Origin of the sequence: Mesorhizobium sp. M0923, assembly GCF_040319365.1 — a bacterium.
In the GTDB taxonomy this organism is placed as follows: Bacteria; Pseudomonadota; Alphaproteobacteria; order Rhizobiales; family Rhizobiaceae; genus Mesorhizobium.
The window spans coordinates 1-26477 of the sequence record NZ_JAMYNW010000018.1 but is presented as its reverse complement, the minus strand read 5'-3'; the positions used below and the strand labels follow the sequence as shown (position 1 = coordinate 26477).

General features: G+C 62.4%; 30 protein-coding genes. 18 read left to right on the top strand and 12 right to left on the bottom strand.

Features of this window, described 5'->3' with window-relative positions; genetic code table 11:
* Window positions 1–184: 184 nt before the first annotated feature.
* Window positions 185–487 carry an accessory factor UbiK family protein gene (locus NKH89_RS25875; protein WP_023719187.1) on the bottom strand — a complete coding sequence of 101 codons (303 nt, stop codon included), beginning with the start codon at window positions 485–487 and terminating at the stop codon, window positions 185–187.
* Window positions 488–617: 130 nt separating this feature from the next.
* Here NKH89_RS25875 and lgt point away from each other — a divergent pair, with 130 nt between their 5' ends.
* The 6 genes from lgt to NKH89_RS25845 all read left to right on the top strand — a co-directional run bounded on the left by lgt (window position 618) and on the right by NKH89_RS25845 (window position 6512).
* Window positions 618–1469 carry a prolipoprotein diacylglyceryl transferase gene (lgt, locus tag NKH89_RS25870; RefSeq protein WP_352483082.1) on the top strand — a complete coding sequence of 284 codons (852 nt, stop codon included), beginning with the start codon at window positions 618–620 and terminating at the stop codon, window positions 1467–1469.
* Window positions 1466–2554 (top strand): class I SAM-dependent methyltransferase, encoded by a 1089-nt coding sequence (locus NKH89_RS25865; protein ID WP_352910510.1) that lies wholly within the window; start codon window positions 1466–1468, stop codon window positions 2552–2554. The genes lgt and NKH89_RS25865 overlap by 4 nt, the downstream gene beginning before the upstream one ends.
* A gap of 154 nt (window positions 2555–2708) precedes the next feature.
* A complete protein-coding gene (gene pgeF, locus NKH89_RS25860) occupies window positions 2709–3497 on the top strand; it encodes a peptidoglycan editing factor PgeF (protein WP_352910508.1) in 789 nt (262 codons plus the stop codon).
* A complete protein-coding gene (locus NKH89_RS25855; protein ID WP_023678425.1) occupies window positions 3497–4648 on the top strand; it encodes a M24 family metallopeptidase in 1152 nt (383 codons plus the stop codon). The genes pgeF and NKH89_RS25855 overlap by 1 nt, the downstream gene beginning before the upstream one ends.
* A gap of 54 nt (window positions 4649–4702) precedes the next feature.
* Window positions 4703–5323 (top strand): hypothetical protein, encoded by a 621-nt coding sequence (locus tag NKH89_RS25850; protein ID WP_352591747.1) that lies wholly within the window; start codon window positions 4703–4705, stop codon window positions 5321–5323.
* A gap of 253 nt (window positions 5324–5576) precedes the next feature.
* Entirely contained in the window at window positions 5577–6512 is a 936-nt protein-coding gene (locus tag NKH89_RS25845; protein ID WP_023678427.1) for a ribose-phosphate pyrophosphokinase, read from the top strand.
* Window positions 6513–6611: 99 nt separating this feature from the next.
* Here NKH89_RS25845 and NKH89_RS25840 read toward each other — a convergent pair whose 3' ends face one another.
* Entirely contained in the window at window positions 6612–7493 is an 882-nt protein-coding gene (locus tag NKH89_RS25840) for an AraC family transcriptional regulator (RefSeq protein WP_352591744.1), read from the bottom strand.
* Between the two features lie 129 nt (window positions 7494–7622).
* Here NKH89_RS25840 and NKH89_RS25835 point away from each other — a divergent pair, with 129 nt between their 5' ends.
* A complete protein-coding gene (locus NKH89_RS25835) occupies window positions 7623–8864 on the top strand; it encodes an MFS transporter (protein WP_352496090.1) in 1242 nt (413 codons plus the stop codon).
* A gap of 100 nt (window positions 8865–8964) precedes the next feature.
* Here the strand turns inward: NKH89_RS25835 and NKH89_RS25830 are convergent, their stop codons facing one another.
* Complete coding sequence (locus NKH89_RS25830) at window positions 8965–9642, bottom strand: ArsR/SmtB family transcription factor (protein WP_352496089.1); 678 nt, start codon at window positions 9640–9642, stop codon at window positions 8965–8967.
* A gap of 94 nt (window positions 9643–9736) precedes the next feature.
* Between NKH89_RS25830 and NKH89_RS25825 the strand changes: the two genes are divergently transcribed.
* The 8 genes from NKH89_RS25825 to NKH89_RS25790 all read left to right on the top strand — a co-directional run bounded on the left by NKH89_RS25825 (window position 9737) and on the right by NKH89_RS25790 (window position 15880).
* Window positions 9737–10231, top strand: a complete 495-nt coding sequence (locus NKH89_RS25825) for a DUF2938 domain-containing protein (RefSeq protein WP_023719195.1) — start codon at window positions 9737–9739, stop codon at window positions 10229–10231.
* Window positions 10232–10485: 254 nt separating this feature from the next.
* Complete coding sequence (locus tag NKH89_RS25820; protein WP_023719196.1) at window positions 10486–11130, top strand: 50S ribosomal protein L25/general stress protein Ctc; 645 nt, start codon at window positions 10486–10488, stop codon at window positions 11128–11130.
* A gap of 23 nt (window positions 11131–11153) precedes the next feature.
* Window positions 11154–11879, top strand: a complete 726-nt coding sequence (pth, locus tag NKH89_RS25815) for an aminoacyl-tRNA hydrolase (RefSeq protein ID WP_352496088.1) — start codon at window positions 11154–11156, stop codon at window positions 11877–11879.
* 3 nt (window positions 11880–11882) lie between these two features.
* Window positions 11883–12446 carry a hypothetical protein gene (locus NKH89_RS25810; protein WP_352482088.1) on the top strand — a complete coding sequence of 188 codons (564 nt, stop codon included), beginning with the start codon at window positions 11883–11885 and terminating at the stop codon, window positions 12444–12446.
* A gap of 77 nt (window positions 12447–12523) precedes the next feature.
* Window positions 12524–13627, top strand: coding sequence for a redox-regulated ATPase YchF (gene ychF, locus NKH89_RS25805; RefSeq protein WP_023719199.1), 1104 nt, complete (start codon window positions 12524–12526; stop codon window positions 13625–13627).
* Between the two features lie 214 nt (window positions 13628–13841).
* Window positions 13842–14816 (top strand): magnesium/cobalt transporter CorA, encoded by a 975-nt coding sequence (corA, locus tag NKH89_RS25800; protein WP_023719200.1) that lies wholly within the window; start codon window positions 13842–13844, stop codon window positions 14814–14816.
* Window positions 14817–14951: 135 nt separating this feature from the next.
* Window positions 14952–15413: a MaoC family dehydratase gene (locus NKH89_RS25795; RefSeq protein ID WP_023719201.1), complete on the top strand. Its 462-nt coding sequence runs from the start codon at window positions 14952–14954 to the stop codon at window positions 15411–15413.
* On the top strand, window positions 15410–15880 hold the full coding sequence (locus tag NKH89_RS25790) for a MaoC family dehydratase (RefSeq protein WP_023719202.1): 471 nt from the start codon (window positions 15410–15412) through the stop codon (window positions 15878–15880). The genes NKH89_RS25795 and NKH89_RS25790 overlap by 4 nt, the downstream gene beginning before the upstream one ends.
* A gap of 43 nt (window positions 15881–15923) precedes the next feature.
* Here the strand turns inward: NKH89_RS25790 and NKH89_RS25785 are convergent, their stop codons facing one another.
* From NKH89_RS25785 to petA, 4 genes are all read right to left on the bottom strand, one after another.
* Entirely contained in the window at window positions 15924–16469 is a 546-nt protein-coding gene (locus tag NKH89_RS25785; protein WP_352910503.1) for an adenine phosphoribosyltransferase, read from the bottom strand.
* Between the two features lie 214 nt (window positions 16470–16683).
* Window positions 16684–17556, bottom strand: a complete 873-nt coding sequence (locus NKH89_RS25780) for a cytochrome c1 (protein ID WP_023719204.1) — start codon at window positions 17554–17556, stop codon at window positions 16684–16686.
* Window positions 17557–17645: 89 nt separating this feature from the next.
* Window positions 17646–18947, bottom strand: coding sequence for a cytochrome b (locus NKH89_RS25775; protein ID WP_352516104.1), 1302 nt, complete (start codon window positions 18945–18947; stop codon window positions 17646–17648).
* A 16-nt stretch (window positions 18948–18963) separates the two neighbouring features.
* Window positions 18964–19524 carry a ubiquinol-cytochrome c reductase iron-sulfur subunit gene (gene petA, locus NKH89_RS25770; RefSeq protein WP_023719206.1) on the bottom strand — a complete coding sequence of 187 codons (561 nt, stop codon included), beginning with the start codon at window positions 19522–19524 and terminating at the stop codon, window positions 18964–18966.
* A gap of 280 nt (window positions 19525–19804) precedes the next feature.
* Between petA and NKH89_RS25765 the strand changes: the two genes are divergently transcribed.
* Complete coding sequence (locus NKH89_RS25765; protein WP_352858896.1) at window positions 19805–20149, top strand: cupin domain-containing protein; 345 nt, start codon at window positions 19805–19807, stop codon at window positions 20147–20149.
* A gap of 27 nt (window positions 20150–20176) precedes the next feature.
* Here the strand turns inward: NKH89_RS25765 and NKH89_RS25760 are convergent, their stop codons facing one another.
* From NKH89_RS25760 to NKH89_RS25745, 4 genes are read right to left on the bottom strand one after another with little or no spacing between them, the layout of a single operon-like run.
* Entirely contained in the window at window positions 20177–20491 is a 315-nt protein-coding gene (locus tag NKH89_RS25760; protein ID WP_352910500.1) for a DUF6665 family protein, read from the bottom strand.
* A 24-nt stretch (window positions 20492–20515) separates the two neighbouring features.
* Window positions 20516–22399: an ABC transporter ATP-binding protein gene (locus NKH89_RS25755; protein ID WP_352546823.1), complete on the bottom strand. Its 1884-nt coding sequence runs from the start codon at window positions 22397–22399 to the stop codon at window positions 20516–20518.
* Window positions 22396–24285, bottom strand: a complete 1890-nt coding sequence (locus NKH89_RS25750) for an ABC transporter ATP-binding protein (RefSeq protein WP_352482081.1) — start codon at window positions 24283–24285, stop codon at window positions 22396–22398. The genes NKH89_RS25755 and NKH89_RS25750 overlap by 4 nt, the downstream gene beginning before the upstream one ends.
* A 26-nt stretch (window positions 24286–24311) precedes the next feature.
* Window positions 24312–24854 carry a hypothetical protein gene (locus NKH89_RS25745; RefSeq protein ID WP_352482080.1) on the bottom strand — a complete coding sequence of 181 codons (543 nt, stop codon included), beginning with the start codon at window positions 24852–24854 and terminating at the stop codon, window positions 24312–24314.
* Window positions 24855–25137: 283 nt separating this feature from the next.
* Here NKH89_RS25745 and NKH89_RS25740 point away from each other — a divergent pair, with 283 nt between their 5' ends.
* Together NKH89_RS25740 and soxR are read left to right on the top strand one after the other, a co-directional pair.
* Window positions 25138–25596 (top strand): tRNA (cytidine(34)-2'-O)-methyltransferase, encoded by a 459-nt coding sequence (locus tag NKH89_RS25740; protein WP_352858895.1) that lies wholly within the window; start codon window positions 25138–25140, stop codon window positions 25594–25596.
* Window positions 25597–25766: 170 nt separating this feature from the next.
* On the top strand, window positions 25767–26213 hold the full coding sequence (soxR, locus tag NKH89_RS25735) for a redox-sensitive transcriptional activator SoxR (protein WP_023719213.1): 447 nt from the start codon (window positions 25767–25769) through the stop codon (window positions 26211–26213).
* On the opposite strand, the gene NKH89_RS25730 is transcribed toward soxR, so the two are convergent.
* Window positions 26210–26467, bottom strand: coding sequence for a hypothetical protein (locus NKH89_RS25730; protein WP_352910611.1), 258 nt, complete (start codon window positions 26465–26467; stop codon window positions 26210–26212). The two genes, soxR and NKH89_RS25730, sit on opposite strands and share 4 nt — an antisense overlap.
* Window positions 26468–26477 lie beyond the last annotated feature (10 nt).

Here is a 26477-nt window from a genome sequence, read left to right as displayed (position 1 = left end):
CTCCGAATCATGCAACAAATTCAGTCTATTGATCGGGAGTCGCGTGACCAGCCCAATTTTTCGCACTGCGTCATTCGCATGTGGAAAGGCGCTGTCGGAAAGATCCACGCAGTACCGGTAAGCGATTCACGACAAAGCGCTTTTTGCGATCCGGCTTTGTGGAAAAGTTTAACGAATATTTTTATTATTTTTTTGCACGCGGCTTTGCCGAAGCCGCAGGCGCTGCCTGACCGGTCATTTCGGCAAGCTTGGCCTCGAGCGCTTCGATGCGAGCAGCGAGGCGGGTGTTTTCTTCCCTGGCCTTCGCCGCCATGTCGCGAGCGGCCTCGAATTCCTCGCGCTGCACGACGTCCATGGAGTTGAGTATCCGCTCGGCCTGGCCCCTGAAGGCGGTCTCCACCTCGCGCCGCACGCCTTGCGCGGCACCGGCTGCGTCGGTCATCAGCTTGGCGAATTCATCGAGAATGCGGTTCGGTCCGGTCGCCATGGCAAATCCTCGCTTGGTCGAATTGACGTAGTGGCGCACGATGCGGAATGCAAGGATATGCTCGCCTTGACCCTGCCAAAACCCTGCCGCATGGTCCGCGCCCGAACCTGACCGGAACCGGGAGACCCTGTTGAGCGAATATTTGCTGCCGCTGGCTGCCCTGCCCTTCCCCAACATCGATCCGGTCATCGTCCGGATCGGACCGCTGGCGGTGCATTGGTACGGCGTCGGCTACATCGTCGGCATCCTGTTCGCCTGGTGGTATGCCAAGCGCCTCGTCACCAACCCGAAACTCTGGCCCGACGGCACCCTGCCGATGAAGCCCGTGGATCTCGACGACTTCATCGTCTGGGCGGCCATCGGCGTGGTGCTCGGCGGACGCACCGGCTACGTGTTGTTCTACGACCTGCCGCGTTACATCGCCAATCCGCTCGATGTCGTCGCCGTCTGGCAGGGCGGCATGTCGTTTCATGGCGGCCTGCTCGGCGTCATTCTCGCCATGACGCTGTTTTCCCGGGCGCGTGGCATCCGCACATGGTCGCTGTTCGACGTTGTTGCCGCCGGCGTGCCGGTGGGGCTTGGCCTCGTTCGCCTGGCAAACTTCATCAATTCCGAACTATGGGGCCGACCGACCGACGTTCCATGGGCATTCGAATTCCCCAATGGCGGCCCATTTGCACGCCATCCGAGCCAGATCTACGAGGCGCTGCTCGAAGGGCTGGTGTTGTTCCTTGTCCTGCGCTTTCTCACTCATTCGCGGCTCAAGCTGAAGACGCCGCGCTTCGTCGGCGGCGCCTTCATTGCCGGCTATGGCGCCTCGCGCGTCTTCGTCGAATTCTTCCGCGAGCCCGACCAGCAGCTCGGCTATCTCCTTGGCACGAGCTGGCTCACCATGGGCATGGTGCTGTCGCTGCCGATGGTGCTGGCCGGCATCTGGGCGATGGCTACAGCCAAGCCGGTGACAAAACCGCAGCCCGCATGACGCCGCTGAAGACACGCATCGCCGAGCTGATCGGTGCGGTGGGACCGATCCCCATCAGCGAATACATGGCGCTCTGCCTGTTCGATCCGCAGGACGGCTATTATAAGACACGCGAGCCGTTCGGCGCCGCCGGCGACTTCGTCACCGCGCCGGAGATCAGCCAGATGTTTGGCGAGCTGGTCGCCGTCTGGCTCTACCAGGCATGGCTGGCGATCGGCCGGCCGACGCCGGTCGCCATCGCCGAAATAGGCCCCGGCCGCGGCACGCTGATGAGAGATATGCTGCGCACGCTTTCGCGGCTCGATCCGACGCTTACCGCCAGCGCATCATTCGCCTTGATCGAGACCAGTCCGCGGTTGACCGAGGTCCAGAAACGGACGCTTGCCGGGACGTCGGCCACCATCGCCTGGAATGAAACCATCGACACACTACCGCAGGGGCAGCTTCTGATTGTTGGCAACGAGCTGTTTGACGCGGTGCCTATTCGCCAGTTCGTCCGCGCCGGAGCCGGCTGGCGCGAACGGATGATCGGTCTCGACGATGCGAACCGGCTGCGCTTTTTCGTCGGCGCCGGCTCGCTCGATCCGATGCTGCTGCCGGAGGGTGCCGAGAATGCGCCGCAAGGTGCGATCGTCGAGGTGGCGCCGGCCCGCGCCGCTCTGATGGCGGCCATCGCCGGGCGACTTGCCGGATTTGGCGGCGCCGGCCTGTTTCTCGACTACGGTCACCTCCAGCCCGGCATCGGCGACACCTTGCAGGCCTTGCGCAAGCACGATCATGAGGACGTGCTGGCCAATCCGGGGGAGGCCGATCTCACCGCCCATGTCGATTTCGCTGCCCTCGCGGCAACCGTTCGGGCACACAGCCTCGATGCCCACCTCTCCACGCAAGGTGAATTCCTGCTCAAAATGGGGCTTCTCGAACGAGCTGGCCGGCTCGGCGCCAATGCCGATCAGGCAGCTCGTGAAAAGATCGCGGCCGACGTCGAGCGCCTCGCCGGTCAGCAGGCCATGGGCGAGCTCTTCAAGGTGCTTGCCATCCTTCCTTCCGGCATTGCCGTTCCGCCGTTCGCAAGCGCGGATTGACTTTTCGCTGCCGCCTCTACCACTCTCCCCTCTCCGGCCGCGCCCGACATCAACTGCACTCGCCTTCAACTGCGCCGCCTTCAACTCGCCTACCTTCAACTCGGCCGCCTTCAACGCGCTTGACGAAATCGCCCATACGGACAACAAAGCCGCCATGCTGAATCAGACCAAACCGGATCCCGTTCGGTCGCCCTTGCTGGAAACGGCGCAAGGCATCCGCCACGGCTACTTCACACGCGTCGGCGGCATTTCCAGCGGCATCTACCGGGGCCTCAACATCGGCACCGGATCGAGCGACGCCCAGACGCTGGTGCGCGAGAATCGCCGCCGCGTCGCCGAATGGATGGGCGTGGCGGCAAGCCATCTGCTGACTGCTCATCAGGTTCATTCGCCGGACGTCGTCATCGCCAGGGAACCTTTTGCCGGCGAGCGTCCCAAGGCCGACGCCATCGTCACCGACCGGCCGGGCATTGCCATCGGGGCCTCGACCGCCGATTGCGGACCGGTCCTCTTCGCTGACGCCGAGGCGTGCATTATCGGAGCCGCCCATGCCGGCTGGAAAGGCGCTTTCACGGGAGTGCTGGAAAACACCATCGCGGCAATGGAAAGCCTCGGCGCCCGGCGTGACCGCATCGTCGCAGTGCTCGGTCCTTCCATCGGCCCACAGAATTACGAAGTCGGACCGGAATTCGTCGCCCGCTTCGTCGACGCCGATGCCGGTAATGCCCGCTATTTCGCGCCCTCCGCAAATGCCGGACACGCGATGTTCGATCTCAACCGCTACACAGTCGACCGGCTGACCAAGGCTGGCGTCAATGCCGAAGGGCTCGGCCGCTGCACCTATGCCGAGGAAGAGCTTTTCTACTCCTATCGGCGCAGCACGCATCGCAACGAGCCCGACTACGGACGGCAGGTTTCGGCAATCGTTTTGGAGACTGACTGATGGCGCTGCATTTCGAACGCTCGGAATTCGACGCGCGGCGCGATCGACTGATGATCGAGATCGCCGAAAAGAAGCTCGACGCCGTCCTGCTGTTTGCGCAGGAAAGCATGTATTGGCTAACCGGCTACGACACGTTCGGCTTCTGCTTTTTCCAGTGCCTGGTGGTCAAGGCCGACGGCTCGATGGTACTGCTGACGCGTTCGGCCGATTTGCGCCAGGCACGCCACACCTCGATCATCGACAACATCGTTTTGTGGACGGATCGCAACGGCGCCAATCCGGCGGTCGACCTGCGCAATTTGCTCAACGAGCTTGACCTGCTCGGCGCCCGCATCGGCGTCGAATACGACACCCACGGCCTGACGGCATATAATGGCCGGCGCCTCGACGAGCAGTTGCAGACCTTCGGGCAGATCGCAGATGCCTCTGGCATTGTCAGCCGGCTGCGGCTGTTCAAGAGCCCGGCCGAAATCGCCAAGGCGGAAAAAGCCGCAAATCTGGCCGACGACGCGCTGGACGCAGCACTGCCGCTGATCAAGCAGGGCGGCGATGAGGCGCTGATCCTCGCCGCCATGCAAGGCGCGATCTTTGCCGGCGGCGGCGATTATCCGGCCAACGAGTTCATCATCGGCTCGGGCGTCGACGCCCTGCTCTGCCGCTACAAGGCTGGTCGCCGCAAGCTCACCAAGAACGACCAGCTGACACTCGAATGGGCCGGTGTCTTCCATCACTACCATGCGGCAATGATGCGCACGGTGTTGACCGGCAAGGTATCGAAACGCCACCAGGAATTGTTCGATGCCGCCCGCGCCGCGCTACTTGCAGTCGAGAAGGCGATGACACCTGGTAATACGTTCGGCGACGTGTTCGACGCCCATGCCCGCACGCTCGAAGCCCACAATTTGACCAAGCACCGGCTCAATGCCTGCGGTTATTCGCTCGGCGCCCGCTTCACCCCGTCCTGGATGGATATGCCGATGTTCTATCAGGGTAATCCCGAACCGATTGCGCCGAACATGACGCTGTTCGCCCATATGATCATCATGGACTCCGAAACCGAAACGGCGATGACCCTTGGCCGCACCTACCTGACGACCGAATCCCAGCCGAAGCCGCTGTCCCGCCATGATCTCGACTTGATCGTGCAGTGAATCCATAATGGAAAAAGTGTGAGGGGCGTTCGTCGCCAAGGAGTTTTCAGGCTAATGAGACGATCGCATGTGACGACCGTGTCATTGCTCGCGGCGCTGGCGCTGGCGGCTTGCACCAATGCGAAGGACGTTCTCGAACCCTCGGCCATCGCCCCGCAATCGACCCAATCCCTGCCCGGAGCCGGCGGCGCCGCAACGCCCCCCTCAACTGCGGCGCCGTCTTCCGGCACCGCGCCAACTGCAGATACAGCGCAGCCTCCGGCGGCAGCAGCCGTGCCGCCCGCCAAAAGCGCCGCTGCCATTGCGCGAACCCGGCTGCAGGTGGCGCCGATCGTCGGCGCCTCGGTAGAAGCCGCGACACCGCTGACCGCCGAGCTTCAGACACGCGCCAGGCAGCGTGGCATCACCTTGGCCGGCAGCACCGACCAGACCCCAACGCACGTGCTCAAGGGCTATTTCTCGACCATGACGGAAGGCAAGGACACCACCGTCATCTATGTCTGGGACATCTATGACCCGGCCGGCAACCGGCTGCATCGCATCAACGGCCAGCAGAAGGCGCCCTCCGTCGGTGGCGGCGAAGGCTGGGCGGCGGTCGCGCCGGCGACCATGCAGGCGATTGCCGACCAGACAATCGACCAGTTCGCCACCTGGCTTGGCGGCGGCGCCGGCTGACCTGGAGCATGATTCCGAAAAGTGGAATCCGGTTTTCGGAAAAGAGCATGCTCAGACTGAAAGATAGAAGCTATCCCGATTCTGTCGGCATCGAAGTGGGCCTATCGCCGCATCGTCAAGCCGTAAGCGATTATTGAGATTAGCCGGCGGATTCCCATTCACGACGCTTGCAATACCGGCGCGGGCCGCTAAAAGCCCGACTAAGAGGCTGGAGTGCTATCGGAGTCTCTCAATCCTTCGCCAGGAACGGTGCATGAAGCTCTTCGCGGGCAATTCCAACAGGGTGCTGGCCGAATCAGTCGCCCGCTACCTCAACATTCCGCTGGGCAAGGCCAGCGTCAGGCGCTTCGCTGACCAGGAAATCTTCGTCGAGATCCAGGAGAACGTGCGAGGCGAGGACGTCTTCATCCTGCAGTCCACCTCGTTCCCAACCAACGATCATCTGATGGAACTGCTCATCATGATCGACGCCTTCATGCGCTCCTCGGCCAAGCGTATCACTGCGGTTATTCCTTATTTCGGCTATGCCAGGCAGGACCGCCGCGCCTCCGGCCGCACACCGATCTCGGCCAAGCTGGTAGCCAACATGATCACGCGGGCGGGCGTCAACCGGGTGCTGACGCTGGATCTGCATGCCGGGCAAATTCAGGGCTTCTTCGACATCCCGACCGACAATCTGTTTTCCGTGCCGGTGATGGCGCGTGACGTGAAGGCGAAATACAAGCAGCTCGCCAATGTCATGGTGGTGTCGCCGGATGTCGGCGGCGTGGTCCGCGCCCGTGCCCTCGCCAAGCGCATCGATGCCCAGTTGGCCATCGTCGACAAGCGTCGCGAGCGCCCCGGCGAATCGGAAGTCATGAACGTCATCGGTGACGTGCGCGGCAAGGATTGCCTGTTGATCGACGACATCATTGATTCGGGCGGCACGCTATGCAATGCGGCCGATGCGCTGCTTGCCGACGGCGCCACCAGTGTCACCGCCTATACTACCCATGGCGTTTTGTCCGGCGGCGCCATCGCCCGCATCGGCGCCTCGAAACTGCAGGAACTGGTCATCACCGATTCCATCCAGCCGACCCAGGCAGTGCTGGACGCCGCCAATATCCGCGTCATCTCCATCGCCGAACTGATGGGCGAGGCGATCTCCCGCACGGCAACCGAGGAATCGGTGTCGAGCCTGTTCGATTAATACATGTCGCGCAAAAGTGAGCAGCGGTTTTGCGACAACGACATGCATAAAACAAGACCCTAAAGCGCGTCGCATGAGACCGGTCGAACGCGACGCGCTTTAGGGCTGCGACTCAGGCCGAGCCGGACCGCTTATTCGCCGCACACCTTCACCAGCATCACGGGCGCCGAGCATGTAACCGCGTGGCGAGGCTCCCAGCATGCGCTTGAACATGGTGATGAACGCCGGCACGCTGTCATAGCCGAGATCGAGCGCCACCCTTGTGATCGGCTCGCCGTCGGCCAGCCGTGGCAGCGCCGCGAACAGACAGGCCTGCTGGCGCCAAGTCGACAGCGACAATCCGGTCTGGCGATGAAAGGCGCGGGTGAAAGAGCGGCGGCTCATGCCGACGATAGCGGCCCATTCATCGATCGTCGCGTGCGGTGACGGTGCCGAGACGAAGCGCCGGCACAGCGCTGCCAGCCTTGCGTCGGACGGGAACGGCAGTCCGAGTGGCCGTTGCGGCAGGTTCGGGATTTCGTGCAGCAGGAGCTTCATGATCAGCCCGCCCCGCCCCTCCAGCTCGGCGCCCTGCGGCAGCTTTTCCGATTCCACGATCAGGCTGTGCATCAGGTCGGTGATGCCGACGACGCGCAACCCGTCCGGCAGGCCGGGAATGGCCTCCGGCATCACATAGACGGAGCGCATGCTGACGTCGCCCAGCATCTCAACCGAGTGTTCGGTGCCGGCTGGGATCCACATCGCGTGGTTGGGGGGCACCATCCAGCGCCCATGCCGCGTCGTCACCAGCACGACACCGACCAGCGCGTGCAGCAACTGGCTGCGGCTGTGATGGTGCCGCGGCACGTGATAGCCGTCCGGATATTCGGTCGGCAGCGCCACCGCCGGCCCGACGGCCTGCTCCAGCCATTGCCAGCGACGCTCATGCAACAGCCCAAGATCGGTATCGCCCGCTCTGAACATTTCCCTGCCATGCGGCATCAGCTATGGCCCACTTGCGAAACTATTGGACCAAACCACGAAAGAAGTCGCGTGACAAGCAACGTATAAGGCAGCCGGCCCATAAGACCGCCTGCGGGAGCGCCCGCCAAAAAGACCACGGAGCCTGCCTTGACCGATACCACAGCAACCGCCGACGCCAAGCCGGCAGCGGCCAGCCACATTTCAGCTCAGGCGACGGCCTTCACCGTCATCCTGGCGGTGAGCTTCTGCCATTGCATCAACGACATCATGCAGTCGCTGCTGTCGGCGATCTATCCGCTGCTGAAGGACAATTACGGTCTCGATTTCTGGCAGATCGGCCTTTTGACTTTCACCTTCCAGGTGACGGCATCCTTGCTGCAGCCGGTGATCGGCATGATTACCGACAAGCGGCCGATGCCGTATTCGCTGCCCTACGGCATGGCCTCTTCGTTGATCGGCCTGGTCGTGCTGGCCTATGCTGGACATTACTCGCTGCTCCTCATCGGCGCCTCGCTGATTGGCATTGGCTCGGCGATCTTCCACCCGGAATCCTCGCGCATCGCGCGCTTCGCCTCTGGTGGCAGGTTCGGCCTGGCACAGTCGCTGTTCCAGGTCGGCGGCAATTTCGGCCAGGCCATGGGGCCGCTGCTGGCAGCCTTCATCGTCGTGCCCTTCGGCCAGACCAGCATCGCCTGGTTCGCCGGCGGCTCGCTGATCGGCATCATCGTGCTGTGGCAGGTCGGCGGCTGGTACAGCCGCCTGCGTGCCGCGCAGAGCACCCGCAAGGCGGCAGGCTTCGTCTCGCCCTTCCCGCGCCGCAAGGTGATGGGAGCGCTGCTGGTGCTGACACTGCTGGTACTGACCAAGAACGCCTATATTTCCAGCCTTGCCAGCTATTACACCTTCTATTCCATCCATAAATTCGGCGTTTCGGTGCAGATGTCGCAAGTTATGCTGTTTCTGTTCCTCGGCGCCTCGGCCCTGGGCATCCTGCTCGGCGGCCCGTTCGGCGACCGCTACGGGCAGAAGGCGATGATCTGGTTCTCGATCGTCGGCGTGCTGCCCTTCACCCTGGCCCTGCCCTATGCCAATTTCGAGTGGACGATGGTTCTCACCGTGCTGATTGGCCTGATCCTGTCCTCGGCCTTCTCGAACGTCGTCGTCTTCGCGCAGGAACTCGTGCCCGGCCGGGTCGGCATGATCGCCGGCATCTTTTTCGGCTTCGCCTTCGGCATGGGCGGCATCGCGGCCGCCGTGCTTGGCGTCGTCGCCGACATGAAAGGCATCGATTTCGTCTTCCAGGTCTGCTCGTATTTGCCGCTACTCGGGCTGCTGACGGTTTTTCTGCCTAACATGAAGGAAGCGAGGAAGGTGACCACGGTCGGGTGAAGCCCGGGTTCGGTTTCTAAGCGAATCCCCTCTTCCGACGCGCCCGTCCAGCCGCCTGCGGTTATTTGGGCCAGGCCCGGCGACGCCGATTTGGCGGCCGTCAGCCGCTTTCGTAGTTCGTTCCCTCTACACCCAGGCCTGCAGCTGCCCACTCGGGCAAGCCGCCTTCGAAACGGCGCGAGGCCCAGCCTCGTGCCCTCAGGATTGCCAAAGCGTCGGCCGACAGAACGCACTGGACCCCACGACAATAGGCGACAACGACCTTCTCTCGTGGAAGCTCCGCAAGCCGCTGCTCCAGCTCATCAGCGGGAATGTTGATCGCACCCGGCAAATGCCCCGTCGCGAATTCGTTCTGCGGCCTGACATCGAGCAGCACGACTTCGTCGTTTCGCATGCGGCGCACGAGTTCCTCGCGCGAGATGTTTTCCAGCCTGTCCGGCTGGCTAATGCTGTCGTTGATAAACTCACGGATCTGCTCGCGTCTATGGTTTGCAAGGCTTCGCAGCGCCGCGAACACGTTTTCGATTGGGACATCTGCAAGCCGGTACAGAACGCGTTTTCCGTCTCGCCGGGTCTGCACCAGGCCCGCTCGCTTGAGATGTTGAAGATGCTGCGACGTATTCGCCAATGCGATCCCCGAAAGCTGCGTCAGCTGCTCGACGGCCAGTTCGCCATCGGCAATGTGACGCAGCAGAACCAGCCGGTGGGCATGCCCCAAGGTGCGGGCGAGATCCGCTACTTCGTCGAAGATCGGGTGGTGAACGTCCGTGCTTTTCATTTGACTTGGCTAGCATTAATTAATCAATCAATCAATATGTTGAATGATTGATTCTAATTGGTTAATGTCTGACGGGTGAAACAGGAGAGCAAAAATGTTGGAGTTCGTTGTCCGTGCGGCCGTCATTGGTATCGGCGCGACAGCCCTGATGGACCTTTGGGGATGGTTTCTGAAGCGAATGCTCGCGATTCCATCGCTTGATTACGCCTGGGTCGGCCGCTGGATCGGACACTTTCCGCGTGGCCGTTTCGCGCACGCGAATATCGCGCAAGCTGCTCGCGTTCGCGGCGAAACCGCCATTGGATGGAGCGCACATTACGCGACCGGCATCGTATTTGCCGCGGCGCTGATTGGAGTGTGGAGCCTCGACTGGGCACGGCACCCGACAGTGCTTCCGGCCCTGTTGGTCGGCGTCTGCACCATCGTCGCCCCGTTCTTCGTGATGCAACCGGCTTTTGGGATCGGCATCGCGGCTTCGAAAGTTCCCAATCCGCGCACTGCGCGCCTGCGCAGCCTGATGACCCATCTGTCCTTTGGCGTCGGACTGTACATTGCAGCATTGCTTTCGGCACTGCCGTTTCCGGCCTGACATTGATGGGACACGGTCCGTCCCTGGGCACCTTCCACCCCGCTTGCACCTCGCGCCGCCTTCCGCTATAGAGCCGCCACCCGCGTAGACACCCTTGGAGGCAACGCGGCGGAAGGCCGCCTTCCCGCATGATCCCGAAAAGTGGATTCCGGTTTTCGGACCAGGTCATGCGTTAGCTATGTCGGCTTTCGACGTTTACGGCCCCGGCACGTTGCCGGCCGCGAACGCTCCAGAACAACGCGAAAGGAAATGCCATGAGCCACGATACTTACGAGCTCAAGGCCGAAGCGCGCGAACAGGTCGGTAAGGGGTCCGCCCGTGCAGTTCGCCGCAACGGTAAAGTGCCTGCAGTGATTTACGGCGACAAGCAGCCTCCCCTGGCGATTGCGCTGACCTATAAGGACATCTACTACAAGATCCATGGCGGCGGGTTTCTGACCACGGTCGCCACGATCGATGTCGACGGGAACAAGATCCAGGTTCTGCCCAAGGACTTCCAGCTCGACCCGGTCAAGGATTTCCCGGTCCATGTCGATTTCCTGCGCATCGGCAAGGACACCGAAGTCAATGTCGACGTGCCCGTGCACTTCATCAATGAAGACAAGTCGCCCGGCATCAAGCGCGGCGGCGTGCTCAACATCGTGCGCCACGAGGTCGAATTCCACTGCCCGGCCAATGCGATCCCGGATTTCATCACCATCGATCTCACCGGCACCGATATTGGCGATTCGATCCACATTTCGGCCGTCACCTTGCCGGCCGGCGTCAAGCCGGTGATCTCCGACCGTGACTTCACCATCGCGACCATTGCCGGCTCCTCGGCGATGAAGCCGGAGGCCGTAGAAGAGACGACTGAAGCGGCTGCGCCCGAAGCGGCTCCTGCCGCCGAAGAGAAGTAACCCCTTCCCGCCCGGAGGCGACGATGCTTGTCTTTGCAGGCCTCGGCAATCCGGGCGCGAAATACGCCAACAACCGGCACAATGTCGGCTTCATGGCGGCGGACGCGATCGCCCGCCGCCATTCCTTTTCGCCCTGGTCGAAGAAATTCCAGGGGCTGATCGCCGAAGGCACGCTTGCCGGCGACAAGGTGATCCTGATCAAGCCGCAGACCTTCATGAACCTGTCCGGCCAATCGGTCGGCGAAGCCTTGCGCTTCTATAAGCTCGGCCCTTCGGCGCTGACTGTCTTTTATGACGAGATCGACCTTGCCGCCGGCAAGGTTCGGGTCAAGGTCGGTGGCGGTTCCGGCGGCCACAACGGTATCCGCTCGCTCGACCAGCACGTCGGCAAGGATTTTCGCCGTGTGCGCATCGGCGTCGGCCACCCCGGCGTCAAGGAAATGGTGCACGGCCATGTGCTCGGCGATTTCGCCAAGGGCGACCGCGAATGGCTGGACGTGCTGCTCGACGCAATCGCCGATGGTGCCGGATTGCTTGCCAAGGGCGACGACAATTCGTTCATGAATCGCGTGACGCTGGCGCTGCGCGAGAAGCTCACGCCGACGGGCGACGACGACCGCCCGCCACCCAAGGCGCCAAAGGTGCAAAGCCATGTCCGCCAGGCGCGGCCGCAGCAGCCAGCGGCCAAGCTGCCCGAAACCGGCCCGATGGCGGCGATGCTGAAGAAGCTTTTTGGCGGCAAGGACTGAGCCATGAATATGGATGACGTCCAGCAATTGGTTCGCCGCGTAAGGCAGAAGTATGTTGATTATTTCGTCGCCGCTGCCGGCGAACTTGCTCGCAACGGCCAAGGATCGCATGCGACCGAGGTCAAGTTTTCGAACGTCGATTCCTTCTATCGAAATCTCATCGCGGTTGATTTCGTCGGCAATGACGGACAGCCAAATCCGCAGTTCATCAATAGCGATACCTATGTGAAATTCTCTCCGGATATTCACGCCGGGATCGGTGGAATGGATGTCCTCATCTCACCGTTCAAGTGGGACGAGGTTCATTTCAAATTCCCCGTAAATGAGCTTGACGGCGATCTCTTCGACGAATGGTTTCGCGGCTGGTTCGATATCGATGGCGAGCGTGAAACATCGGAGACCGTAGGAAGCATCATTCACAGTGCGCAATTGCTCGAGGGGCAACTGACGATCGATTTCGGAACCGCGGATGTCGACGCGTTCTGGCATCTTCTGCAAATACTGAGCAGGTCCGGCGTTCACGCGTTGGCGATAGGCACCGATGACATCGCGCAGCGTCTGAATTGAATTGCGCCTTGACGATCGTCGGCGCTTTCGCCCATAGCCCTGATCAAATTTCGATTTCCCGATAGGACCAGACAAAAATGGGTTTCAAATGCGGCATCGTTGGCTTGCCCAATGTCGGCAAGTCGACGCTCTTCAATGCGTTGACCAGGACGGCGGCGGCACAGGCCGCCAATTATCCGTTCTGCACCATCGAGCCGAACACCGGCGAGGTGGCGGTGCCCGACCCGCGCCTGCAGAAGATCGCCGCGATCGGCAAGTCGAAGGAGATCATCCCGACGCGCATCTCGTTCGTCGACATTGCCGGCCTGGTGCGCGGCGCCTCGAAGGGTGAAGGGCTGGGCAACCAGTTCCTCGCCAACATCCGCGAGGTCGACGCCATCGTCCATGTGCTGCGCTGTTTCGAGGATGACGACATCACCCATGTCGAGGGCCGCATCGATCCTGTCGCCGATGCCGAGACCGTCGAAACCGAATTGATGCTTGCCGACCTCGACAGCCTCGAGCGCCGCATCGTGCAGATCCGCAAGCGTGCCGCCGGCAAGGACAAGGAGGCAGCGACCGTACTTCCCATGATGGAAGCGGCGCTTGAACTACTGCAGGCCGGCAAGCCCGCCCGCATCCTGCTCAACGGCATCTCGGCTGAGGATCTGCGCATCCTGCAGGGACTGAACCTTTTGACGTCGCACCCGGTGCTTTACGTGTGCAACGTCGCCGAAGCCGATGCCGCCATCGGCAACGCCCATACCAGGGCGGTCGAGCAGATGGCGGCCGCGCAAGGTGCCCGCACCGTTGTGATTTCGGCGGCGATCGAGGCCGAGGTCGCCCAGCTCTCGGACGAAGAGGAAATGGAATTCCTGGCAACGCTCGGCCTGGACGAACCCGGCTTGAACAAGGTCATCCGCGCCGGCTACGAGCTGCTGCAGCTCATCACCTACTTTACCGTCGGGCCGAAGGAGACACGCGCCTGGACCGTGAACAAGGGCGCCAGGGCGCCGCAGGCGGCAGGCGTTATCCACACCGATTTCGAGCGCGGCTTCATCCGCGCCCAGACCATCGCCTATGACGACTTCGTCAGGCTGGGCGGCGAAGTGGCGGCTAAGGAGGCCGGCAAGGCGCGCGACGAAGGCAAGGAGTATGTCGTCCAGGACGGCGACATCATGCTGTTCAAGTTCAACACCTGACCAGGCGAGGGAGCCCAGCGGCCACCATTGCCGCCGCTCGATGCCAAACTTCAAAGCAGGGGTCGCAGTGCCTCTTGCGCTGCTTGACGGGCCGTCGTGCGGGGTCTAAGGGGCCTTTGCACCGGCCTCGCGCCTCACCTGCCCGTGTCCGTGCGATCTGACTGACGCGCCCCTCCAACGAACGCTCTTTGGCAACAGCAAGGGAGACCCGGCGATGATCAAGGCCTTCGTCGTCGACAATGATCGCCTGCGCCTGGTCGACGATCTCCTGCAGAACAGCGACACTGTGGTCTGGGTCGACCTCTTCAACCCGACAAAGGAAGAAGAGACGACAATTGAGACCTGGCTCGGCATCGCCGTTCCGACCCGCGAAGAGATGGAAGAGATCGAGATCTCGAGCCGTCTCTACGTCGAGGACGGCGCCTACTTCATGACCGCCATTCTGCCTGCGCAGACCGAGGTGGACGATCCGTTGATGTCGCCGGTTACCTTCGTGCTCGCCGGCAGCAGGCTGATCACCGTGCGGTACCACGAACCGAAGGCGTTTAAGACCTTTCCGCAGCGCGCCGAGAAGGTGGCGACCGGTTGCACCAGCGGCGACACCATCCTGATCGGACTACTGGAGGCGATCGTCGACCGCCTCGCCGACATTCTGGAGCGCGCCGGCCGCGACGTCGAGGCGATCTCGCGCGACATCTTCGAGGCACGCTCGACCAAGGTTTCCAAGCGCAACCGCGACTTCCAGGAGCTGTTGAAAGGCATTGGCCGCAAGGAGGATCTCGCCTCCTCGGTCCGCGACAGCCTGATCTCGCTGCAGCGCCTTGCCGGCTTCCTCGCCCATGCCTCCACGCAGACCAGGATGAGCAAGGATACCCGCGCCCGCATCAAGACCTTGTCGCGCGATGTGCTGTCGCTCGCCGACCACGCCACGTTCCTGTCGCAGAAGATCAGCTTCCTGCTCGACGCGACGCTCGGCATGATCTCGATCGAGCAGAACGCCATCATCAAGATCTTCTCCGTCGCCGCTGTCATCTTCCTGCCGCCGACGCTTGTCGCTTCAATCTACGGCATGAATTTCGACATCATCCCCGAGCTCAAATGGCACTTTGGTTATCCCTTCGCCATCGGCATGATGGTGCTTTCGGCAATCCTGCCCTTCTGGTATTTCCGCCGCCGCGGCTGGCTGTAGGGTCATCAATACCTCCGCTGCGGCTTGGGCGCCGCAGGCTGGCGCACTAGAAATTGCTTGACCAAATGCCGCGCTGCCTGCATCCGGGACCCCGACCCGCAGCGATCGTACAATCCTGAACAGGATTTCCAGACCATGACCGCAAAGACCTGGGCTTATGAGGATTTTGTCGAGGGCGCTTCGCTCGACCTCGGCACCAAGCTGGTAAGCGCCGCCGAAATCATAGAATTCGCCGGCGAGTTCGATGCCCAGGCGATGCATCTCGACGAGGCTGCGGGTAAGGCCAGCATCCTCGGCGGGCTGGCGGCTTCGGGTTGGCACACCTGCGCCATGTTCATGCGCATGCTGTGCGATGCCTTCCTGCTCGACTCGACCTCCCAGGGCGCGCCAGGCGTCGACCAGGTCAAATGGAAACGGCCGGTCCTGGCCGGCGACCTGTTGAGCGGCAGCACCACCGTCCTTGCCAAGCGCCTGTCTAGATCGAAGCCCCGGCTTGGCCTGGTGACCATGCGCAGCGAGTTATTCAACCAGCGCGGCGAAGGTGTTTTCGAGCTCGAAAACGCCGTCATGTTCCTCACCCGCGAGGGCAGTGCGTGAGCCTCGACGAATTCTTCTGCATCGGTATCACCGTCACGCTCGGTTCGCATCGATTCGAACCGGAGGCGATCAAGGCGTTCGCCCGCAAATACGATCCGCAAGTTTTCCACATCGATGAAGAGGCGGCGAGGAACAGCATATTCGGCGGGCTCTGCGCCTCGGGCTGGCACACCGCCGCCACCTGGATGAAATTGAACCTCCAGGCTGGCATAGAGGCAGAGGTCGCCCGCTGGCCCGGCCCCGGGCCGGTGCCGGAATTCGGCCCCTCGCCCGGCTTCAAGAACCTCAAATGGCCCAAACCTGTCTATGCCGGGGAAACCGTGACTTTCACCCGCACGGCGCTGGCCCACCGCCCCATTGCCTCGCGACCGGGCTGGCGGCTGCTGACGCTCCGCTCAGAGGCCTTCGATTCGACGGGCGACAAGGTGATCGAATTCGAAAGTGCCGTGCTGGTGAAGGTGGGGTGAGCGGAATTCTTCCCTTCTGCCACGGGGGAGAAGGAAGAAACGCTCAATGCCCCTCAAACCCGATCAGCGTCCTCACCGGCACGCCGAGCCCCTCTAACCTCTCGCGGCCGCCAAGGTCCGGCAGGTCGATGACGAAGCAGGCGGCGAGAATGTCGGCGCCGATCTGCCGCAATAGCTTGACGGCCGCCTCCGCCGTGCCGCCGGTGGCGATCAAATCGTCGACGAGGATTACCTTCTCGCCCGGAGAAACACCGTCCTTGTGCATCTCCATCTCGTCCAGCCCGTATTCCAGGTTGTAGGCGACGCGCACCGTCTCGTAAGGCAACTTGCCCTTCTTGCGGATCGGCACGAAGCCGGCTGAGAGCTGGTGGGCGATGGCGCCGCCGAGGATGAAGCCGCGCGCCTCGATGCCGGCGATCTTGTCGATCTTCAGGCCGGCATAGGGATGCACCAGTTCGTCGATCGCGCGGCGGAAGGCCCGCGCATTGCCGAGCAGCGTGGTGATGTCGCGAAACAGGATGCCCGGCTTGGGATAATCCGGAATGGTGCGGATCGCGGCAAGCAGCGTCTCTTCGAGCGGGGACTTCATCAAGCGGCTCTCCGGGCCATTCAGATTCGGCTAAAGACGTGAAAGGAATTGGCCAATCGTAACCCGGTGCAGCCAAGTCCGGCTACCGCCATGTGACGCCTGACGGAAAATTGTCCGGCAAAGGGCCTTGTTCAGCGCCGGCTGCGATGAATCGACATGCCTGCAATGAAAAGGGCGCCTTTCGACGCCCTCGCATTCTCTTATATCGCAGGGCTCAGTGCGCCACGCCGGCCCACACCTTGCGCTTGGTCAGGTAGACCAGTGCGCCGAACAGCAGCAGGAAGACCAGTACGCGAAAGCCGGTCTTCTTGCGGTCCTCGAGGTGCGGTTCTGCCGCCCACATCAGGAAGGCCGACACGTCGCGAGAATACTGGTCGACCGTCTGCGGCGCCCCGTCATCATAGGTAACCTGGCCGTCGGAGAGCGGCTTCGGCATCTTCAGCGACACGCCGGACAGGAAGTACGGATTGTAGTGCGTGCCTTCTGGTATGACCATGCCCGCCGGCGGCTGTTGGTCGTAGCCGGTCAGCAGCGAGTGGATGTAGTCGGGGCCGCCCTGGGCATATTGCGTAAAGATGTCGAACACGAAGCGCGGGAAGCCGCGCTCGACGCCGCGCGCCTTGGCCAGCAGCGACATGTCGGGCGGTGCTGCACCGCCATTGGCCGCCGCCGCCGCTTCCTCGTTGGGGAACGGCGGCGGAAAATGGTCGGACGGCTTGCCGGGACGATCGAACATGTCGCCGGCATCGTTCGGGCCGTCATGGATCGTATATTCGGCCGCCAGCGTCTTGATCTGCGCATCCGAATAGCCAAGGCCTTCCAGCGTACGGAACGCCACCAAATTCATCGAATGGCAGGCCGAGCAGACTTCCTTGTAGACCTTGAGCCCGCGCTGCAGCTGGGCCTTGTCGTAGGTGCCGAATGGCCCGGCGAAGCTCCAGTCCATTTCCTTCGGTTCGTCAATCGGGAAATGCGTCGGCGCCGCCTCATTGTGCGCCTCTTCCTGGGCGCTCGCTCCAGTGCCTGTGGCCCCAATGCCCGCGGCCACAAGGCCAAGCAGCGCCAACGAGGCGAGAATCTTCTTCATGCCATATCCCCTTGAGATTCTCTGACGCGCGGTCATCGTCCCGAGCATGATCTTGTCCGAAAACCGGTTTCCACTTTTCGGGATCATGCTCAGCCTTTGGTTTCCGGCGCGGCCGTGGCGCCGGCAGGATGTCCACCGCCACCCTTGTTCTTCTCGAGCACCGCCTCGGTGATCGAATTCGGCAGCCGCCGCGGCGTCTCGATCAGCCCAAGCACCGGCAGCGCTACCAGGAAGAAGGCGAAGTAGAACAGCGTCGCCATCTGCGCCATGAACACATAGCTGCCCTCGGCCGGCTGCGAGCCCAGCCAGCCGAGCAGGATGGCGTCGGCCATGAACAGCCAGAAGAACAGCTTGTACCAGGGCCGGTAGACAGCCGAGCGCACCTTCGAGGTGTCGAGCCACGGCACCAGGAACAGCATTACAATCGCGCCGAACATGCAGAGCACGCCGCCGAGTTTGGAGTTGATGGGCCCGATATTGAAGGTGATGGCGCGCAGGATCGCGTAGAACGGCAGGAAGTACCATTCCGGCACGATGTGGGCCGGCGTCTTCAGCGGGTTGGCCACGGTGTAATTGTCCGGATGGCCGAGATAGTTCGGCAGGTAGAACACGAAATAGGCGAAGACGAACAGGAACACGATCATGCCGAACCCGTCCTTGATGGTCGCGTAAGGCGTGAAGGCGAGCGTGTCGGTCTTCGATTTGACCTCGATGCCGGTCGGATTGTTCTGGCCGACGACGTGAAGCGCCCAGATGTGCAGCACGACGACGCCGGCGATCATGAACGGCAGCAGGTAATGCAGCGCAAAGAAGCGGTTCAACGTCGGATTGTCGACCGCGAAGCCGCCGAGGAGAAGCTGCTGGATCCAGTCGCCAACCAGCGGTATGGCGGTGAAGAAGCCGGTGATGACGGTGGCGCCCCAGAAGCTCATCTGGCCCCAAGGCAGCACATAGCCCATGAACCCGGTCGCCATCATCAGCAGGTAGATGATGCAGCCGAGGATCCACAGCAGCTCGCGCGGCGCCTTGTAGGAGCCGTAGTAGAGGCCACGGAAGATATGGATGTAGACGGCGACGAAGAAGAACGACGCGCCGTTCGAATGCAGGTAGCGCAGCAGCCAGCCCGAATTCACGTCGCGCATGATCTTCTCGACCGAATCGAAGGCGAGAGTGCTGTCGGCCGCGTAGTGCATGGCCAGCACGATACCCGTCAGGATCTGCGCCGCCAGCATGAGCGCGAGGATGCCGCCGAAGGTCCAGGCATAATTCAAATTGCGCGGCACCGGATAGGCGATGAAGCTGTCATAGACCAGCCGCGGCAGGGGCATGCGCGAATCGAACCAGCGTCCGATGCCGGTCTTGGGCGTATAGGTCGAGTGTCCCTCGCTCATCGAAATATCCCTTGCCTCAGCCGATACGGATCTTGGTGTCGGAAATAAACTGGAACACCGGTACCGCCATGTTCTCGGGTGCCGGCCCCTTCCGGATGCGGCCGGCGGTGTCGTATACGGAACCGTGGCACGGGCAGAACCAGCCGCCGAAATCGCCTTCCTGGCCGAGCGGGATGCAGCCGAGATGGGTGCAGACCTGGACCATCACCATCCACGCTTCCTTGCCCGGCGTGGTGCGGTTGGCGTCGGTCGCCGGCGCGTCGGCCGGCAAATTGGCATTGCGGGCAATTGGATCCTTGAGCTCGGCGAGATTGACTGCCTCGCCGTCCTTCATCTCTTGCTCAGTGCGGTTGCGCACGACCACCGGCTTGCCCCGCCACTTCACAACGAGCGACATTCCTGGCGTCAGCGAAGAGACGTCGACCTCAACCGAGGCAAGGGCCAGCGTCGAGGCATCCGGACGCATCTGATCGATGAACGGCCAAGCGACGGCGCCCGCGCCGACCACCGCGGCCATGCCGGTGGCGACGTAGAGAAAATCACGACGGTTGGGATCCTGGGTGTCGGTTGCGCTCACGGGTGCCTGATCCTTTCGCCTCTTCCATGCCGGCGGCCGAGCCTTGTTCCCGCTCAATCGCGCCGGCCCGACAGCGCATGGCGAACAGGCTAGCGAATTCCTCCGGCATTTGGGACTTGGGTTTATGCGTGAAGCCTGTTTTTGTCCAGACGGGTGAAGGCACAAGGGCAGATTGTCGCGGGGACGTAATTTGCCCGATGGAATGATTGGAAAATCGCAGGAAAACCAAACGACTGCGTTCGCCTCGACAGCGGGCGCTGGCGCGGTTTATCCTCGCCCTATGGCGCATGTTATAGACCGCGACAAATGGGCCGAGGCGCCCGACCACTGGCAGGGCGAGTTGCAATGCGGCGCCTACGGCTCCAACAGCTGCCTGATCTTCAACTACCTGCCTGAGATCGGCGGCGGCCCCAGGCTGCACAGCCATCCCTATTGCGAGATTTTTATCATCCGGACCGGGACCGGCCTGGTCACCGTCGGCGACCGGCAGATCGAGGCCACGGCCGGCCAGATCCTGATCGTACCGCCGGACACGCCGCACAAATTCACCAATCTCGGGCCAGGCCCGCTGGAAACCACCGACATACACGAGAACGGCAGCTTCATCACCGAGTGGCTGGAATAACGCCTCCCAAACCGATTCCGGTTTGGATCATACGCTGGCGCCGAGCCTGGCCAGCACGGCCTTGGGAATATTGTATTCCCGGATCACCGCGTCGTGCTTGCGCAGGCCGCAGAGTTCGCGCTGGATGAAATAGCCGTGCACCGCGTCGGCTGCGTCCTTGAGCAGCCGGGGTCGATCGTCGCTGTCGCCATTCTCGCGCAGCCTCGTCAGTGTTTTCTCGACGCGCCGGCCGGCGCGGCCGAGCGCTGCCGCGTTTTCGCCGAGGATTTCATGGCCAAGCAGATCCAACGCGCTCTCCTGCGCGCCGGACCGTCCAAAATTCGATGGCAATCTCACCGCCATGATTTCACTCCGGTCTATGGAAAACTACTCCGCCGGCCGGGTCTCGGCCAACGCGCTCTCTTCGTTGAACAGGAAGCCGCCGGACTGCCGTTTCCACAGCCGTGCATAGAGCCCGTCGAGCGCAACCAGTTCGTCATGCGTGCCTTGTTCGACGATGCGGCCCTCGTCGAGCACCACCAGCCGGTCGAGTGCCGCGATGGTCGACAGCCGGTGCGCGATGGCGATGACTGTCTTGCCTTCCATCAGCCTTGCCAGATTCTCCTGGATTGCCGCCTCGATGTCGGAATCGAGCGCCGAGGTCGCCTCATCGAGCACCAGGATCGGTGCGTCCTTGAGGAAGACGCGGGCGATCGCCACGCGCTGGCGCTGGCCGCCCGAGAGCTTGACGCCGCGCTCGCCGACAAAGGCTTCATAGCCAGTACGATCGCGACTGTCGCGCAGGCCGAGGATGAACTCCTGCGCCTCGGCCTTCTCCGCTGCCGCGATCACCTCGGCGTCGGTTGCTTCCGACATGCCGAGCTTGATGTTGTCGCGCAAGGAACGGTGGAAAAGTGCCGTATCCTGGCTGACGACGCCGATATTAGCGCGCAGCGAATTCTGCGTGACCCTGGAGACGTCCTGCCCGTCAATGGTGATCTTGCCGCTCTCGAGGTCGTAGAGGCGCAGGATCAGGTTGACCAGCGTCGTCTTGCCTGCGCCGGACGGCCCGACCAGTCCGACCTTTTCACCCGGCCGCACCACGAGGTCGATGCCGTTGAGCACGCCGGACCCCTTGCCGTAATGGAACTCGACGTTTCTGACGTCGATGCGCCCACCGCCAACGAGAAGCTCTTTCGCGTCGGGCGCATCGGTCAGGCCGAGCGGCTTCGAGATCAGCGCCTTCGAGTTTTCCAGCACGCCGAGGTTCCGCAAAATACTGTTGAGCTGCATCATCAGCCGGCCGAGCAGCATGTTCAGCCGCAGCACCAAGGACAACGTGAAGGCGACGGCGCCGACGGTGATCGAGCCTTCGACCCAGAGATAGACGGCAAAGCAGGCGATCGCCGTGATCATGATCCCCGACAGCATGGTCAGCGCCATGCGCACGCCGGTCAGCCGGCGGGTGAACGGGCGCAGCGCGTCGAGATAGATGTCGAAGCCGTTCCTGATATAGCGGTCGTCGCCATCGGCCGAGAACAGCTTCAGCGTCTGCACGTTCGAATAGGAATCGACGATGCGGCCGGTGATCATCGAGCCGGCTTCGGCGGTGGCCTCGGCATGCTTGCGGATCGCCGGCAAATAGCGTCTGGCCAGCAGGCCGAAGGCTGAGATCCAGATCACCACCAGCACCGCCAGCCTGAGATCGAGCCCGGCGACCAGCGCCAGCGTCGTCACCGTATAGACGACCATGAACCAGACGACCTCGATGAAGCTTTCCATCAGATCGCCGGTCGCCTGCCCCGCCTGCCAGACCTTGGTCGCGATACGTCCGGCAAAATCGTTCTGGAAGAAGGCGTAGGACTGGCGCGACACATGGCGATGCGCCTGCCAGCGCACCAGATTATAGAAACCCGGCGTGATCGTCTGCTCGTCGACCAGCGCCGACAGGCCGACGACGATGGTGCGGATGACCAGCACCACGGCGATCATGAAGACAAGTTCGGGGCCGGCGGCAGTCCACAAGGCATGCCAGCTACGTTCGCCAGGAAGCTGGTCGAGGATGTCGACCAGCCGCCCGACGAAGTAGAACAGTCCGGCCTCGACCAACGGCGCGATGCCGCCGATCACCAGCATGGCGAAGAAAGCGATCTTCGCCTGCCCGACATAGTGCCAGAGGAAACCCCTGACGCCGGCAGGTGGCCGAAGGTCCGCGGGCTCCCGGAACGGATAGACCCAGTTCTCGAACCAGCGGTAGATGGCAGTCATCATTCGGCGGCTTCACCCTTGGCGAGTGCATCGTTGGCGGCTGCATCGTTGGCAGAGGGGCCGTCGTCGAGCAGGAAGCCGCCCGACTGGCGCTGCCAGAGCTGGGCGTAGAGCCCGCCGCTGGCAACGAGTTCCTCATGCGAACCTTCTTCGATGACGCGGCCCTTGTCCATGACGACGAGCCGGTCCATGGCGGCGATCGTCGACAGCCGGTGCGCGATGGCGATGACGGTCTTGCCTTGCATCAGTTTGTAGAGGTTCTCCTGGATGGCCGCCTCGGCCTCGGAATCGAGCGCGGACGTCGCCTCGTCGAGAATGAGGATCGGCGCGTCCTTCAGCATAACGCGGGCAATGGCAATGCGTTGCCGCTGGCCGCCGGACAATTTGACGCCGCGATCGCCGACATGCGCGTCGAAATTCTTGCGGCCACCGGCGTCCGAAAGCCCTGATATGAAATCAAGCGCTTCGGCGCGGCGTGCCGCCTCGACCAGCATCTCGTCACTGGCGTCCGGCCGGCCATAGAGGATGTTCTCGCGCACCGAACGATGCAGCAGCGAGGTGTCCTGCGTGACCATGCCGATCTGGGCGCGCAGCGAGTCCTGCGTCACCGCCGCGATGTCCTGGCCGTCGATCAGGATCTTGCCGCTTTCAAGGTCGTAGAAGCGCAACAGAAGATTGACCAGCGTCGACTTGCCGGCACCCGAACGGCCGACGATGCCGACCTTCTCGCCCGGCTTCACCGTCAGCGACAGGCTTTCGATCACGCCCTTCTGCTTGCCGTAGTGGAAGCGGATGTCCTCAAAACGGATCTCGCCCTTGGTCACGGCAATATCCTTGGCCCCAGGCCTGTCTTCGACGAGGCGGGGCAGCGAGATCGAGCTGATGCCGTCTTGCACCGTGCCGATATTCTCGAACAGCGTGGACATCTCCCACATGATCCATTGCGACATGCCCCACAGCCGAAGCACGAGGCCGATGACTAGGGCGACGGCGCCGATCGTCACGGCCTGGCCGAGCCACAGCCACAGCGAGATCGCCGTGACCGAAAACAACAGCAGCGAATTCAGGATGTAGAGCAGGCCGTAGAGCTGCGTCACCAGCCGCATCGACCGATAGACGGTATCGAGAAAGCCGGCCATGCCTTCCCGGGCGAAGGACGCTTCGCGCCGCGCATGCGAGAACAGCTTGACCGTCTGGATGTTGGAGTAGCTGTCGACGACACGGCCGGTCATGGTCGAGCGCGCATTGGCCTGCTCCTCACCGACCTTGCCCAGCCGCGGGATAAAATAGCGCAAGAGCAGGACATAGCCGGCAAGCCAGACGGCAAGCGGCGCCGCCAGCCGCCAGTCTGCCGAGCCGACGATGAACAGCATGCCGAGAAAATAGACGACGATATAATTGAGCACGTCGATGAGCTTGATGACGCATTCGCGCACCGCGAGCGCAGTCTGCATCAGCTTGGTCGCGATGCGTCCGGCGAACTCGTCCTGATAGAAGCTCATCGACTGCTTGAGCAGATAGCGATGCACCTGCCAGCGGATACGCATCGGATAGTTGCCCATCAGCGTCTGCTGGTTGAGGAGCGAATGGAACCAGACCGTCGCCGGCAGCGCGAAAACCACGATGAAGGCCATGCCGGCCAGCTTCAAGCCTTCGGTCTGCAGGAACGTCTCGCGATTCTGCGCCGACAGCCAGTCGACGATCCGGCCCATGAAGCCGAACATCCACACCTCAGCCAGCGCGATGGCCGTCACCAGCACCGCATCGAGAGCGATGTAGGGCCACGCGCCGCGCGTATAATGCACGCAGAAGGCGATCAGCGTCCTCGGCGGCTCGACCGGTTCCGCAGCCGGAAACGGATCGAGCCTTTTTTCAAACCAGCTAAACATAGTGATGCTCACAATATTGTTTCCGCTCACGCGGCACGGGAACGGACGACGTGCCCAGACCGCATGGCGTCAAGGACCGGCGATACGGAATCGTCCGCCTCGCCGGTCCTGCTTCGGGCTATATAGGTTGTCGCGGGCCTTTCGCCGACAGTTTCGTTTGACGATGCTGACGACGTTTTGACGATCCGGATTTTCGCGCCGGTTTTTGCACCAGGCCGGATGAGCCTGATGATCCGGCGCACCAGCGACGGCCGGCTATAGTCCGGAACGGCATGCGAGAAATCGACGTCCGGCAGCATGCCGCGATGCGGACGCTGGCGGGTCTCGGCGTGAACCGCCGACGAGTAGGTCTCGCCGATTAAAAGCGCCCAAGTCGCGGTTTTGCGCTCGTGCAGGCTTCTTGAGCCGGGTATTCTACAGGGATCGAACATCGGTCCGTCCTCCAGTTGAAGATGCAGATAGAAGGGTGAACCAACCCGGACCGTGGGCACGCGCCGCGCGGCAAGGGTGATATCGGTCGAAGCACGTTCAGGTGGGGCGTTCAGCCCCTTCGACAGCTTGAAAAACATCGCCGGATTCCTTCGAAGGCCGAAAAAGGTTTCGGCGGGAATCGGTGCGATTGAAGTCTAGAAGTTCAGGAGAATCGTCGTACCGAAACCGCCGTCGGGCTGGTAAGCCCACGAGAGGGGTGGTGGATGTGCATGGCCATCATGAATTACCCCTTCATCGGTTCGGGTTGACAATGCTGGCCGTATAACCGACTTCGCAGAAAATGACCACCCGCCAGTCCAGGAATTTCCAAAACCGCGAGAGCTCTGTGGCTGATCTGCCACTTATTAGAAAGACGCGGAAATGAACGACCGTCTCCGCATTGCGCTCTACCAGCCGGATATCGCCGGCAATACCGGGACTATCCTGCGCTTCGCCGCTTGCCTCGGCCTTGGGGTCGACATCATCGAACCGACCGGCTTCCCGCTCTCCGACCGGGCGCTGAAACGGGCCGGCATGGACTATCTCGAAATGGCGGCGCTGACCCGGCATGTCGACTGGCACGCCTTCGAGGACTGGCGCAAAGGCGAAGCGCGGCGGCTGGTGCTGCTGTCGACCAAAGCCGCGAGCGCCTATACGGATTTCGTCTTCACCGGCGCCGACGTTCTTCTGTTCGGCCGCGAATCCGCAGGCGTTCCGGATCATGTCCACGAGGCGGCGGATGCGCGACTTACCATCCCGATGCAGGGCACCGCGCGCAGCATCAACGTCGCGCTTTCCGTCGCCATGGTGGCCGGCGAGGCGACGCGGCAGCTTGGATAGGATTTGCAGACCGTCGGCGCGCGCGGCGAGTACGGCCGCTTTCTGGTCGACGACTGCGCCCTCGCTTGTCATTCTAACCCAGGCGCACATCGCCTTCTCCTGCGGTTTGCCTATCCAGAATTTCTTCGTTACAAGCTCAACTTAACTTGAGGTCAAGCGGAAAATCGGAGATGGCTGCGGCAACGGAATTAACAGTCGGCCAGGTGGCGATGCGCAGCGGCGTCGCGGTGTCGGCGCTGCATTTCTACGAAGCGCGCGGGCTGATCCGCAGCCACCGTACCGCCGGTAATCAGCGGCGCTACGGCCGCGACGTGCTGAGGCGTGTGGCGATCATAAAGGTGGCGCAGGAGGTCGGCATTTCGTTGGCCGAGATCGGCACAGCACTTCGATCACTGCCTGAAGGCCGAACGCCGACGCGCGAGGACTGGAATCTGCTGTCGACGGCTTGGCGCGACGAACTCGACCAGAAGATTGCCCAGCTCAAGAAGCTGCGCGACGGGCTGACGGACTGCATCGGCTGCGGCTGCATGTCGATTGACAAATGCCCGCTGCGGAACAAGGGCGATCGGCTGAGCACCCGGGGGCCGGGAGCGAGACGGCTGTTGATCGAGCGTTAATCCGCCGCCGGCAGCCGCCTGATGGTGAATTCGATGACGTCGCCCGGCCGCTCGAACCAGCTTTCGATCTCTGTCCAATAGGCCTGCTTGGGAAAACGCTCGAACCACTCTTTCGCCTTGAGGCGCGCGTCGGAGCGCGGCAGCACGAAGGTCTCGCGCAGGAAGCCGTCGCGCGGCATGCGCGCGCTCTCGGCGCGCGAACGGTCGAGCCTTTTCTTCAGGCCATCCAGCGGCGGTCTTGCCGGGGTGCGCACGAAAGAACTC

Bases quoted from the DNA above. Each gene is read 5' to 3' on its own strand.
- NKH89_RS25825 (WP_023719195.1), top strand. From the start codon at position 9,737: ATGTTGGAGTTCGTTGTCCGTGCGGCCGTCATTGGTATCGGCGCGACA.
- pgeF (WP_352910508.1), top strand. From the start codon at position 2,709: ATGCTGAATCAGACCAAACCGGATCCCGTTCGGTCGCCCTTGCTGGAA.
- NKH89_RS25875 (WP_023719187.1), bottom strand. From the start codon at position 487: ATGGCGACCGGACCGAACCGCATTCTCGATGAATTCGCCAAGCTGATG.
- NKH89_RS25755 (WP_352546823.1), bottom strand. From the start codon at position 22,399: ATGATGACTGCCATCTACCGCTGGTTCGAGAACTGGGTCTATCCGTTC.
- NKH89_RS25780 (WP_023719204.1), bottom strand. From the start codon at position 17,556: ATGAAGAAGATTCTCGCCTCGTTGGCGCTGCTTGGCCTTGTGGCCGCG.
- NKH89_RS25855 (WP_023678425.1), top strand. From the start codon at position 3,497: ATGGCGCTGCATTTCGAACGCTCGGAATTCGACGCGCGGCGCGATCGA.
- NKH89_RS25820 (WP_023719196.1), top strand. From the start codon at position 10,486: ATGAGCCACGATACTTACGAGCTCAAGGCCGAAGCGCGCGAACAGGTC.
- pth (WP_352496088.1), top strand. From the start codon at position 11,154: ATGCTTGTCTTTGCAGGCCTCGGCAATCCGGGCGCGAAATACGCCAAC.
- corA (WP_023719200.1), top strand. From the start codon at position 13,842: ATGATCAAGGCCTTCGTCGTCGACAATGATCGCCTGCGCCTGGTCGAC.
- NKH89_RS25745 (WP_352482080.1), bottom strand. From the start codon at position 24,854: ATGTTTTTCAAGCTGTCGAAGGGGCTGAACGCCCCACCTGAACGTGCT.
- NKH89_RS25850 (WP_352591747.1), top strand. From the start codon at position 4,703: ATGAGACGATCGCATGTGACGACCGTGTCATTGCTCGCGGCGCTGGCG.
- NKH89_RS25775 (WP_352516104.1), bottom strand. From the start codon at position 18,947: ATGAGCGAGGGACACTCGACCTATACGCCCAAGACCGGCATCGGACGC.
- NKH89_RS25795 (WP_023719201.1), top strand. From the start codon at position 14,952: ATGACCGCAAAGACCTGGGCTTATGAGGATTTTGTCGAGGGCGCTTCG.
- NKH89_RS25840 (WP_352591744.1), bottom strand. From the start codon at position 7,493: ATGCCGCATGGCAGGGAAATGTTCAGAGCGGGCGATACCGATCTTGGG.
- NKH89_RS25830 (WP_352496089.1), bottom strand. From the start codon at position 9,642: ATGAAAAGCACGGACGTTCACCACCCGATCTTCGACGAAGTAGCGGAT.
- NKH89_RS25785 (WP_352910503.1), bottom strand. From the start codon at position 16,469: ATGAAGTCCCCGCTCGAAGAGACGCTGCTTGCCGCGATCCGCACCATT.
- NKH89_RS25740 (WP_352858895.1), top strand. From the start codon at position 25,138: ATGAACGACCGTCTCCGCATTGCGCTCTACCAGCCGGATATCGCCGGC.
- NKH89_RS25865 (WP_352910510.1), top strand. From the start codon at position 1,466: ATGACGCCGCTGAAGACACGCATCGCCGAGCTGATCGGTGCGGTGGGA.
- ychF (WP_023719199.1), top strand. From the start codon at position 12,524: ATGGGTTTCAAATGCGGCATCGTTGGCTTGCCCAATGTCGGCAAGTCG.
- NKH89_RS25845 (WP_023678427.1), top strand. From the start codon at position 5,577: ATGAAGCTCTTCGCGGGCAATTCCAACAGGGTGCTGGCCGAATCAGTC.
- soxR (WP_023719213.1), top strand. From the start codon at position 25,767: ATGGCTGCGGCAACGGAATTAACAGTCGGCCAGGTGGCGATGCGCAGC.
- NKH89_RS25765 (WP_352858896.1), top strand. From the start codon at position 19,805: ATGGCGCATGTTATAGACCGCGACAAATGGGCCGAGGCGCCCGACCAC.
- NKH89_RS25750 (WP_352482081.1), bottom strand. From the start codon at position 24,285: ATGTTTAGCTGGTTTGAAAAAAGGCTCGATCCGTTTCCGGCTGCGGAA.
- NKH89_RS25760 (WP_352910500.1), bottom strand. From the start codon at position 20,491: ATGGCGGTGAGATTGCCATCGAATTTTGGACGGTCCGGCGCGCAGGAG.
- NKH89_RS25810 (WP_352482088.1), top strand. From the start codon at position 11,883: ATGAATATGGATGACGTCCAGCAATTGGTTCGCCGCGTAAGGCAGAAG.